The 11792-nt window shown below is 44.8% G+C and carries 7 protein-coding genes; 6 read left to right on the forward strand and 1 reads right to left on the reverse strand.

What is annotated here, in order from left to right; genetic code table 11:
* Window positions 1-14: 14 nt before the first annotated feature.
* The 4 genes from ACKTT1_RS02820 to ACKTT1_RS02835 all read left to right on the forward strand — a co-directional run bounded on the left by ACKTT1_RS02820 (window position 15) and on the right by ACKTT1_RS02835 (window position 4825).
* A complete protein-coding gene (locus ACKTT1_RS02820) occupies window positions 15-875 on the forward strand; it encodes an ABC transporter permease (RefSeq protein WP_412710116.1) in 861 nt (286 codons plus the stop codon).
* Window positions 872-1870: an ABC transporter ATP-binding protein gene (locus ACKTT1_RS02825; RefSeq protein ID WP_412710117.1), complete on the forward strand. Its 999-nt coding sequence runs from the start codon at window positions 872-874 to the stop codon at window positions 1868-1870. Before ACKTT1_RS02820 ends, ACKTT1_RS02825 begins: the two co-directional genes overlap by 4 nt.
* A 220-nt stretch (window positions 1871-2090) precedes the next feature.
* Entirely contained in the window at window positions 2091-3581 is a 1491-nt protein-coding gene (locus tag ACKTT1_RS02830; protein ID WP_412710118.1) for an alpha-N-arabinofuranosidase, read from the forward strand.
* 311 nt (window positions 3582-3892) lie between these two features.
* Window positions 3893-4825: an ArsR/SmtB family transcription factor gene (locus ACKTT1_RS02835; RefSeq protein ID WP_412710119.1), complete on the forward strand. Its 933-nt coding sequence runs from the start codon at window positions 3893-3895 to the stop codon at window positions 4823-4825.
* Window positions 4826-5557: 732 nt separating this feature from the next.
* On the opposite strand, the gene ACKTT1_RS02840 is transcribed toward ACKTT1_RS02835, so the two are convergent.
* Window positions 5558-8776: an AAA domain-containing protein gene (locus tag ACKTT1_RS02840; protein WP_412710120.1), complete on the reverse strand. Its 3219-nt coding sequence runs from the start codon at window positions 8774-8776 to the stop codon at window positions 5558-5560.
* A gap of 246 nt (window positions 8777-9022) precedes the next feature.
* Here ACKTT1_RS02840 and ACKTT1_RS02845 point away from each other — a divergent pair, with 246 nt between their 5' ends.
* Both ACKTT1_RS02845 and ACKTT1_RS02850 read left to right on the forward strand, forming a co-directional pair.
* Entirely contained in the window at window positions 9023-11233 is a 2211-nt protein-coding gene (locus tag ACKTT1_RS02845; RefSeq protein WP_369017665.1) for an ATP-dependent helicase, read from the forward strand.
* The gene (locus ACKTT1_RS02850; RefSeq protein ID WP_369017664.1) at window positions 11121-11774 is read left to right on the forward strand and encodes a PD-(D/E)XK nuclease family protein; all 654 of its coding nucleotides are present in this window, start codon (window positions 11121-11123) and stop codon (window positions 11772-11774) included. The genes ACKTT1_RS02845 and ACKTT1_RS02850 overlap by 113 nt, the downstream gene beginning before the upstream one ends.
* The last annotated feature ends 18 nt before the right edge of the window (window positions 11775-11792 follow it).

Genomic DNA, 11792 nt, shown 5'->3' on the forward strand with positions numbered 1-11792 from the left:
CAGGGGGGCCATTTATGTCTATTGCAATTTTAGCGGGAACCAGAACTTTGTTTAAGCGCGATGCAAGGTTTAAATTTTCTCTCTTCGTTCTGCTTCCGTTGGTAATTTTCGCTGTGTTTTCCTTCTTTTCTCCTCACGATCCTCGTTCTTCGTACTATGCTCCCATTAATCGTCCGCCTTCTTTGAGTCATCCATTCGGGACCAACGGAAGGGGGCAGGATCTTTTCTGGATGATGAGCTACGCATTGAAAAACTCCTTGATTTTTGGTTTGGAGGTGGCACTTCTTTCTCGCATCATAGCAATGATAATCGGTGTGATTGCAGGGTATAAAGGTAGAATCACTGACCAGATACTGGTGTTTCTTTGTGATTCGTTTATCGTTTTGCCCATTTTTCCAATCTTGATATTTATGAAACTACTTACCAGAGAAATGAATCTTACCACCCTTGCTATGGTTCTGGCTTTGTTTGGTTGGCCCTGGGATGCGCGGTTGATACGATCTCAGGTACTGAGCCTGAGAGAGCGAAATTTTACAATTACCGCAATATTTTCTGGAGAAAGTACCTGGGATTTAATATTTCGTGAGTACTTGTTGCACATCCTTCCCATTCTATTTGCAACGACCATAAATAATATGCTCTGGTCGTTGGGTCTTGAAATAACCCTCTCGGTGCTTGGTCTTACTCCCCTGGATATACCAACCATGGGGACAGTAACTTACTGGGCTATACAGCAGCAGGCCCTGGTGATGGGTATCTGGTGGTGGATTCTGTTTCCGGTGATTTTTATAGTTCTTCTCTTTACGTCTTTATATCTTCTTTTTGTTAGCATAACCGATTTTATCAATCCTCGTGCAAGGGTGTTAGCAAGGTGAGTGAGTTGACAAGAGTAGAGCGTAAAACCAGTGTTCAAATAGTAGTCGATAACCTAAAAGCTTACTACTTTGTTGAGCAGGATGGCGTTACTAAAGAGGTGAAAGCAGTCGATGGTGTTTCTTTAAAAGTAGAGGAGAACAGTTTTCTGGCGATTGTAGGGGAATCTGGTTGTGGAAAAACCACCCTGGCTAAGGTTCTCTATGGTGCGGTAAACTCCAATTTGTTGATCGTGGAGGGAAAAGTCTGTTACCTGTTTGGTGAAGCGAGATATGAACTGTCTCCTACAGTGAATACTTTGAGAGAAGTCTGGTGGGAGAAAGTTGCTTACATTCCCCAAGGTTCTTTAAGTGCTTTGAACCCAGTGAGGAAGCTGAAGGATATATTTTTAGACCTTGCAACTTCTCACGGTGTGCCCTTTGAAGAGGGAAAAGTTAAGGCTCATTTGGAAATGGTGCAATTGCCTTCGCATGTTCTGCGGATGTACCCTTTCGAGCTTTCAGGAGGGATGAGACAAAGAAGTACTATAGCACTGGCTACCTTTTTGAGCCCCCGTGTGATCATTGCAGATGAGCCAACTTCTGCTCTTGATGTGGTTACGCAACGTAATATCCTGCGGCTCTTGAAGGATATCCAGATGAAGGCAAAAAGCACGTTTATTTTTATTACCCATGATATTTCTCTGGTTCCTGGATTGGCGGATTTTATGGCAATAATGTACGGTGGATGTATCGTGGAATATGGGCCGACGAAAGAAGTCTTTTCGCAACCTCTCCACCCTTACACGAAGTTTCTCCTTTCCACAATACCCACCATCGGTGACAAAACCGAAAAACAGCCTATCCCGGGTAGCCCCATCAGTCTTATTGATCCGCCTCCGGGGTGTAGGTTTTGTCCGAGATGTCCTTACAGTAAGAAGGTATGTAAAGAACACAAGCCAGATTTGGTTAACGTTGATGGTCAGAAGCACTGGGTGGCTTGCTGTTTGTGTGGTTAAGAAATTTGGTGTGAGAAATAATGTCCGTCGCTCTATGTTGTGGGCTCCGCTGGAGAAAGGGGCAGGTTTTACCTTTGGGTAGAGGAAAGGAGTTTTTCCAGCTTTGCGGTTTTTATGGGGGTAAAAAGAACAGACCGATTTTTGAAGGACCACGCTTTTTGCCGTTTCTGAAGCGTCTGCCCTTTGTGAATTTAAAACTTTAAAGGAGGTCAATAGAGACATGGAGTGCCGAATTAAAGTATGGGGAACCAGGGAAGGTACCATCAGTCCATTGATTTATGGGCATTTCATAGAACACCTTGGTCGGTGTATTTATGGGGGTGTCTTCGACGAGGATGCTCCCTGTGCTGATGCAAGAGGTTTTCGAAAGGACGTTATAGAAGCAATGAAGCAGATTAAGTGCCCTATTTTGCGCTGGCCGGGAGGTAACTTTGCTTCGGCATATCACTGGGAGGACGGTGTGGGTCCTAAGGAAAAAAGACCAGCGCTTCTCAACTATGTGTGGGGGGGAGTAGAGACCAATCGTTTTGGAACAGACGAATTTATCGAATATTGCCGGGAAATTGGGGCAGAGCCTTATATTACCGTAAGCTTGGGGACAGGAACCCTTGACGAAGCTCTGCACTGGTTGGAGTACTGTAACCTTGATACTCCCACTAAATATGCTGCAATGCGCAAAGCATTTGGCCACTCAGAACCCTATAAAGTGAAATACTGGGGTGTTGGGAACGAGGTATACGGTCACTGGCAGGTAGGACACTGCAATGCGAGTGAATATGCCGAAAAGTTGCGTCAATATGCCATGTTCATGAAAGCCCTGGACCCCTCTATCAAAATCATCGCTGTTGGTGCCGACAATCCAGAGTGGGATATCCAGGTTCTGAAACACGCTGGAAGGTTCATAGATTTCATCTCTATTCATCAGTATCATGGGTCGGATGAATATTACGACACCGTGGCTGCCGCATATTATGTAGAAGAACGGCTCAGGCTTTTGGAAAACCTTATAAAAGGCTTGGGGTTTGGGCATGTGAAAATTGCCTTTGACGAATGGAATGTGTGGTATCGGGTGAGTGCTGAGGAGGAAGCGGAAAAGAACGGTGTGGTGTTCCTTGAAGAACCATACAATCTTAAGGACGCTCTTTTTGCAGCGGGTGTTTTTCTGGTGCTCCACAGGATGAGTGATATTGTGGGCATGGCTAATCTTGCTCAAATGGTCAATGCGTTGGGTATGCTTAAAACCAGCAAGGATACCTTGATCTTGACGCCTATTTACCACGTTTTCGATCTGTTTGTGAACCATACCGGAAGAGTGGTACTGGGGCTGGATGTGAATACGGAGTATTATGCGATAAAAGCAAAGAGCTTTGTTGGAGGACGTCAGCATTTTGAACTTTCCCGCGTTCCTTATTTTGACGCCTCTGCTACCTATGACCCCGGGCGCAACCTGCTTTGTCTTGCAATGGTTAATTACTACAAGGAAAAAAGTGTTGATGTGGAAGTAGACCTTTCTGACTTTGGAATTGGAGAGAAGGCCACTTGCTTTGAGCTTGGGGCTGAAGACCCATTTGTGATGAATGACTTTGAGAATCCCGAGCGAATTAAACCGATGGAGAAAACCGTAGAGCTTCCTGGAGAGAATCTCGTATTCCGCATGGTGCCTCATTCTTTGTGTGTTTTGGAAATACCCCTTTTACGGCCTCTGGATTGAGGATGCTGATGGAGAAGGTTCACCAAGTGAATATTGTGTGCTCTGAATTGTAGGTTGGCCTTCGCTTCAGCCGCTGATTCGTGATAGTAGAGCGTATCAGGCGAAGTGGAAAGTTTTTCTGCACTGCAGACCGCTTTGTTGCCTTCCGGATTGTAAGCTAGTTACGGATTAATCTGGTACGTTCTCTTTGATTGGTGCGAAACTGTGTCTTAGCGTTGACTGATGGAGGGTTCGATGGTATCTTAAATAGAAAATCGTAATTTTTGTTTTATATCAAGAATTTTGGTGTTTTCTCGGGAAGGACATATGCTGTGAAAGAGCGAGCGGGAAATATTTTGATAATTAACACTGAAAAGGATGTTCATGTTTTGAAGGCTTTATCTACCGAAATCAGGATTCGCATTCTTGAACTGTTAAATGGCAAAAGGCTCAACGTAAACGAGATTGCCAGAGCCTTAAACATCCCCCAATCAACAGCAGCCGTTAATATAAAGGTTCTTGAAAAGGCAGGCTTGGTGAAGGTTGAGAATAAAAAAGGCGAGCGAGGCTCGCAAAAGCTCTGTAGTTCCCAGTATAGCGAGATTGTAATCAGCTTTCCTTCGACGACCGAGAGGGCAAACCAGACCGATGTTATCGAAGTGGAAATGCCTGTGGGGCTTTATACCAAGTTTGAGATTAATCCACCTTGTGGGCTATGTTCTCCTGAGAAAATCATTGGCTTTCTGGATTCACCCGATTCTTTCTGGAATCCTGAAAGAGTTAAAGCTGGGCTTCTCTGGTTTGGGAAAGGTTTTGTTGAGTATAAGTTTCCCAATAACGCCCTCTACAAAGGCAAACCGCTTCAGAAAATTGAGGTCATAATGGAACTTTCCTCTGAAGTGCCGGGAACCAACAAGCATTGGCCTTCAGACATCACTCTCTGGATAAATGAGGTGGAAATTGGTACCTGGACTTCTCCAGGAGATTTTGGAGACAAAAGGGGTCGCTTTACCCCTTTGTGGTGGAAACTGGAAGGGTCTCAGTATGGGTTGCTGAAGACCTGGATTGTCACTGAAGAAGGGTCGTTCATTGATGGAGAAAAAATTTCCGCAGTTCGCCTGTCTGATTTACACATTTATGAGCATTCTTCCATAAAGGTGCGTATTGGAGTCAAGGAAGATGCGCAGAACGTGGGGGGTATAAACATTTTCGGCAAGGGTTTTGGTAATTACGATAGGGACATAGTTTTGCGCCTTCATTTCTGAAATAATGCAAAAGAATTAGCCTGAGCCGAAATATTTTTAGTAAGCCACGCATATCGTTTGGCCTGCAACGCTTTTTCTCCCGTTTTTCCCTTTAATCTCCCATCAAAATGCTACAAGCCTCCAACTCTTTTATGCTTTTTGCTTGTCATATTGAGCAGACGATAGCGTGACCAGCGCTACTTTGAAGCAGCTTAATACAACCAGAGCCGGGCTGAACTGAGCGGAGCCGTGGGTTTTGGTAACCCCGAACTGACCGAAATCTTTGATTTCGGTCATCCTGAATTTATTTCAGGATCTCGGTTTTTCAAGGTTTCCTTGTTATTTCATGGTTTCTTGCTTTAGGATCTCATAGTTTCGGGATCTCCTTGTTTCAGTATCTATTTTAGGGTCTTGTTTTTCAGTCATCGTATAATAAATCTGTCCAAATCATTTGTTCACTGTGTTAATTTGATTCATGGCGCAAAGTTAAAAAAAGAGTAGAGCAAGGACAGTGCTGCCATTTTTGAACTGACAAAAGCGGGAAATTTGTCAGTTAAGTATGACTGAAACGTGAGATGCTGAATGAGACCCCGAAACAACGAGATCCTGAAACAAGGGGATCCTGAAATAATGAGACCCTGAAATAGATCCCGAAACAAGAGACTCCGAAAGGTCAGGTTTTTCTATCCTTGAGGTATCCGAGGGGTGATACTTTTACAGGGAAGAAAGCTCGGTTACGGTATGGTGGATTTCTCAGCGCAAAACTTTTCGTGTGTTGCATTCTGGGTCAGTACATTGCAAGTAGACATTCAACCGCCCGCAAGTTGCTATCATGGGTTTTCCGCAAGGTTCGTTGTTACGCCCGGGACAAGTAATGTGCGTCTTAACTCGATCTTTGTGTCCAAACTTACGATAGTTTGAGCATTGAGGATAATTTTCACAACGCATAAAAAGGCTTTGGGATTCTTTTATGAGCAGCATCTTTGCTCCGCATTGCTCGCACTCTTGCTCAGTTGGAATTCCAGATTCGAGTTCGTAATCAACGGCGAACTGATGTATTGCAATAAGTTCTTCGCAAGCCTTGGGATAGGGAAAGCGGTGCATTGATACTCCCTCGTGGCTTATTCCTGCAAGTATGTTCAGGTTTCCTTCCCAGATAATTTTACGGTCAATAAAGGCGAACTTCTGACTCAGGTTCTTCCTTTCTATAACCCGCACTTTTCTTTCTTTTAGTGCTTTGAGGATGCTATTATCTTCTTGCGTAAGGTTTTTGATGAAAATTCGTACCGTAACACCTGCTTTGACTTTTGCAGTGAAAAAATCGAGTAGTGGCCAGGTACAGTTGGGGGCAAGTAGTGGTGAAGTAATAATGATTTCCTCTTTGCTTTCGAGAAGGTCTCTGAAGAAGACTGCATAAAAGTTGGATTCGTTATCCAGCTTTGTATCTTCAATGTGAGCTGTTGCATCTTGTGTATTCAGCATGCTGAGCCAGCGCTCAAAATCGGTGCAGTGGTATGTTTCGACAATTTCCCGGGGGTCCACTGTTTGCGCTTTTGGATACACGTTTTCAATAACCCTCATCAAAATGGAATCTGGACTCAGCTTGGAAGCGAGGTAGTCTCTGTTGGCAACAATAACCAGTTGTGCTTTGGTGCGGGTTATGGCAACGTTGATGAGCTTGGCTGCCTGGCTGGTCAATTCAAACCCATTTACAAGAGGTGATGGCCCATGGTAGGGTAAGGGTCCTTCTGCTATGTCAAATATAATAACTTCTTCTTCCATGCCCTGGAAGCTGTGAACAGTTGAAGTTTTTATTGCAGAAGCAGTTTTTTTATCAGACTCGGCGATTATTTTCTTGATGAGCCGAGCTTGCAGGTAATAAGGTGAGATGACGCCGATTTGCTTGATACCTGCCTTTGCTAACCTTTTGGCCAGCTCCGCAGAGACTACTGCACTGTAGAGATTGTAGCGTCCACTCATGAGGTGCGAGCGATTGCTTCGGGGGTTTATGGATGACAGGTCGCAGAGGATAAGAGGCGCTTGGGCAAGCGGCGATCGCTTAATAACGCGGGTGATTTTTTTTAACCCTTGCGGGGCAAGCGCGCTGACAAGCTGGCCATGGTAGAAAATTTCATTGGGTATGCTGGCAATCTCCGGGTGCATGCGATACTGATGACGCAACATGGTCAGCCTGGGTTCTTTTTTCCCCTCGTCTATGGCTTGTTGAATTCCCGCCTGTTCAAATATGTCTCTTCCTAACCATTTTTGCGCCATTTTTGAAGAAGCGGTAACGATGGGGGGAAGTTGGCGAAAATCACCTACCATAATTGCTTTTTTCTGGCTAAGCCCAGCGGTGAAATAAAGGCTTGGTAGAGGGGCCATGCTCGCTTCATCGACTATGACGACATCAAATTTTTCATCCGCCAGTATTCTGTTGAGGGTTGCTTTGGTCAACGTGGTAGCGATTACTTTTGCATTCTTGATGATTTCTGTCGGCAAGGAGTCTTCTTTCTTGCGCCTAGTTCCAGAATTTCTTTTCGCCCGGCGAATTTCGTTTTCTATTTCTTTAATTTGCTTTACAAGTTCTTCTTTCCGGGTGTGTATGGTTACCAGGTTCAGGCCGTGCTTTTTCAAAGCTTTTCCCAGTTTTTCCACTTGCTGGGTGGCCTCTGTTTCTGCCTGTTTATAAGCAACTTGAAGCGAGTCCATACTTGCTAAAAGTTTTGTGCGTTCCTGAGCAATGTTTTGGAGCGCTTGTTCAAGCTGTGCTGCTTCTTTTTGAAAGCGTTCAGAGCTTAGGCTGAGGAAAAGCCTCTTCAGCTTCCCGGCAAGATGTATTTGTTGTAATCTGTGCTGCATTTGCTCGAGTTTTGTGCGCAAATCCTGTTCCTGAAGGTTCAGTACTTGAATCTTTTGTTCGGCTTGCTTAAGCGTTTCTTCCAGCTTGTGAAGTTCCTGCATTGCATGGTCACAGACACTTGACATTTTTTCTATGTTTTCAAGTTTTTTGAGTTCATCTTGTTTTCTTTTTTGCTCCGCCTTGAGTTCTTCAATGTGTTCCTGATGTTTTTTGACTCGAGACTCAATCAGTTTTTGAGGAATAACCAGGTCGGGGAGTTTTGAGGCAGGGTGGATATTCCCGTAGCGAATGATTTTGCCGCTTTGGTATTCCGCTGAATCTTCAAGAAACTTTACTGCACTGGCTATGGCCTGGTCAGTTGCGATGTTGGTGTGAGAGAGGATGAGAACCCGTAAACCCTGTTTGAGCAACGCAGCAACCAGCGCCCCAATGGTTCTGGTTTTTCCCGTTCCGGGCGGCCCCCAGATGAAATGCACGTCGCTGCCACAGGCGGCGCGAATTGCAGCAATCTGGTCATCATTTAGATTGTTCTCTGAAGGAGGGAGCTTGAGATCGCCATGGTAAAATCCGCTGCTGGCGGGGGTAAAGTTGAAGAGTTTTTTGCTCAGATGGGTGTTGAGGCTAACTTTTCCTTCCAGGAATTCATGGTAGCGCTTCTTGAGCATTTCAAGGAGATACCAGGGATTAATGATAATCAGCGCCTCTTCGACATGCTTACCCAAATTTACTTCGGTTAAGATGGTTATCTCGTCACCGGCAACGCTGACGATTTCTGCACCGTAGATTTCTCCCTTGACCTCAATTTCTACTGGAATATCTTCCTGGGGAACGAAAGAGGAATCGACATCGAAGACGTAGAGATAAACGTTATTCTCGCTGGAAATCAACTTTCCTTCTTTTACTTCTATTTTGGAGTGGCTCCTTTTTTTCTTGACAGCTTCTATTTCTTCTGACAGCGCTTGAAGAAATTCAGCAATCAAAGCGCTTTCTGAGTTTAATTTTGGCTCGCTGTTGCCAGGAGCTTGGGCAAGGTTTGCGGTGGGTTTCTCTTGCTTTTTTTTCTGGCGATGAAGCTTTCGGGTGCTTTCTCCATCATTTTCAGTGCCCGCCATTGGTGCTTGTGCTTTGCCCTCCTTTTGCGGTACAACATTGCCGGGTTTTTACAGGGTGTTTAGCTCATTCTACTATGAATATTTTTATAGCGTCAATTATTGCTCGATTAAGTGGGTGAAACTCTTCACAAATCCTCTTCTGGCGTTGTAAAATGGAAACGTCGGAAATACTGAAGAGGCAGAGCTCGCTTCCAGAGACGGGGAGGTCGGTCGCTTGGGGAATCTGACTTAAGCAGTGGCGATCTTTTGACCAGGATAATCAGTGAGCCCTTTCCCTTGAGCGAGGAGCAAGCTCAAATAGTCACCGCACGCGAGCGGTACATAAAGGTCATCGCTGGTCCGGGTACTGGCAAGACGGAAACCCTCGTTCGCAGGCTGCTTTATCTCCTTCTGTGTGAAGACGTGTCACCAGAAAATATTATTGCCTTTACTTTTACCGAAAAAGCCGCACAGAGCATGAAAAACAGGGTGTACTACCGTCTTCACGAGTGGGGTCTCGATGAGCATATTCAGAATTTGGGTTCCATGTACATTGGCACCATTCACTCTTATTGTTTGCATCTTTTGCGTCAGGAGTTTGGTTATTCCGATTTTAACGTGCTTGATGAAAACCAGGAATTTGCCCTCGTTTTCCGCATTGCCAACAGGTTTAATTTCCCGAAAGGGGCAACGGAAATAGACAAATATTATTACCGACAATGTGTTAACTTTATCGATTCGGTGAATGTGGTGCACAACGAGCTGATTGATGAACAGAAACTTCAAGAAAAAAGCCCTGAGTTTTATGAAGATTTTCGCGAATATGAGGACTTTCTCGATGAAAATCGCTTGCTTACTTTTGGCAGGATGATAAGTCTGACTGTTCGGAAACTTTACTGCGATAGAGAAAAGATTAATCACGTGCGTTACCTGATGGTCGACGAATACCAGGACATTAATAAAGCACAGCAGGAGCTAATTCAAATTCTGGGTGAGGGAGCAAACGTTTTTGTGGTAGGGGATCCCCGACAGAGTATTTATCAGTGGCGGGGTTCGGATAACCGCTTTTTTGAAGAATTCGAGCAAATTTTTCCAGGAGCAAAAACTTTTTACATGGTGCGAAATCGAAGAAGCACTCCTGAAATTGTTAACGTAGCCAACCATTTTTACCAGAAATTTCACCAGAAATATGAGTTAATACGTGCCGAGAAAAGTTCAAAGGGAGTTGCACTTCTCGCATCACTTCCAACAGCTGAGAGTGAAGCTCGCTGGGTGGTAGAGGAAATCACCAGAGCGGTTGAGGAAGGAAAATGCCGTTTTAAAGACTGTGCTATCTTGCTTCGAAGTGTAATCAGTAATGCTGGGCCGTTTATAAGGGAGCTACGTTCAAGAAAAATTCCCTATTTTTTGGGAGGCAAATCAGGACTTTTCAGCAGGGAAGAGATAAAGGCTTTAAAGGATATCTTTTTTCTGCTCTTAAAAGTGAAAGACGAAGGTCAGACGCCAAATGAAGAGGACGAGGTTGAGGATATTTCAAGGCTTCAAGCTTCTTTGGATTCCTGGGTCCAAGCCGCGGGGATAGAGCTTGATAAACAGGCAACGTTACAAAAGTTGCAACATTGGAGTAAAAAGGTTTTAGAGGGTAAATACTCAAATCTGACCCGGGCTTTTCATCGCTTGTTGGTGATTCTTGGTTATCGCCAGCTGAATCCCGATTTTCCCCTGCAGGCGGTCGTGATGGCTAACCTGGGGCGCTTTAGCTCTATGCTGGTTGATTTTGAAACTGCAATGCGTCTGGGAGGAAAGAAGCCAGAGTGGCCAGAAATAATCAAGTATTTGCGTCTATACGTTTTCTGGTATGCCGAACGTGTCTATGAAGAACAGTTGGCTGAAGATCTTCCAGATATTGATGCAGTTTTTGTCGGTACAGTACATCAGGCCAAAGGGCTTGAATGGCCAGTGGTTTTTGTTTCTTCAGTGGTTGGCCATCGGTTCCCTTCAATAAGAGCTGGAAAACCGAGGCCATGGCTTATTTCCAGAGAGCTTTTCGATGCTGAGCGTTATGAGGGAAGTCTGGAGGAAGAGCAAAATTTATTTTATGTAGCTATCACCCGAGCAAAAGAGGTGCTTTGTGTTACTGCTTTTGAGGGTTACTACAGGGGTTCTTTGTACTGCAGGCGTTCTCCCAGCGCTTTTTTCGAATGCTTGAGAGAAGTGGTGCCGGTTTTAGGAGAAAACCAAAAAATTCCGTTTCCAGAGATTCCCCAAAACGACGAACAAAAAGAACCGCGGGTGCTGTCGGTTCGTGAGGTTGCTGATTATTTACGTTGCTTTACGTTGCCCTCACTTTTACCGCTTGCGCAATGTGTGGAAGTACCCTCCAGGACTTGCAGAAGAACTTGGTTATGGAAGAAGTCTACGCAATTGTCTTTTCCGATTGCTGGAGCTTTTGAGAGAAGGCGAAGAAAAACTTGTTAATGCAGTTGAGCGTGCTATTGAGGAAAAGTTTTTCCTGCCCTTTGCTGACCAGCATACCTTTACGGTTTTGAGGAAAGAAGCCTTTTCATCCCTGCGCGAGTTCGCTCAGAAATACCTTGAAGAACTGCTCAAGATAGAAAACACCACCACTCAGGTGGAGGTATCTTTCGATGGTGTGGTGCTCAGGGGAGGCGTTGATGCCGTTATCAGAGAGGGCGAGAGGCTGACGCTCTGGATTTGCAGGGTTTCTTGGGGTGCGATTACTCCTGAGGAAGTGGCTTTCCAGTTGGGTGTTTTTATCAAAGCTTCGGGGTTGGACTCCACTTCTTCCTTGCCCCGTGCATTTTTTGCGAATCTCGGCGATTCCTTGTTAGAGGAGATAGTGATTGATGAAAGAGGCTTGCAAGATGTAGGTGAAAAGCTTAAGGAGGTGTTGTTGAAAATTAAGAGCGGTCAGTTTGATAAAGTTTTAGGAGGGGAGAGCTGTAAACGATGTGACTACTCCGAGATATGCCGATTTTGCTATCCTAATTTTTCTTAGCTTCCTGCTTTTTGGGAA

This window comes from Atrimonas thermophila, from assembly GCF_045864955.1.
Classification (GTDB): domain Bacteria; phylum Atribacterota; class Atribacteria; order Atribacterales; family Thermatribacteraceae; genus Thermatribacter; species Thermatribacter velox.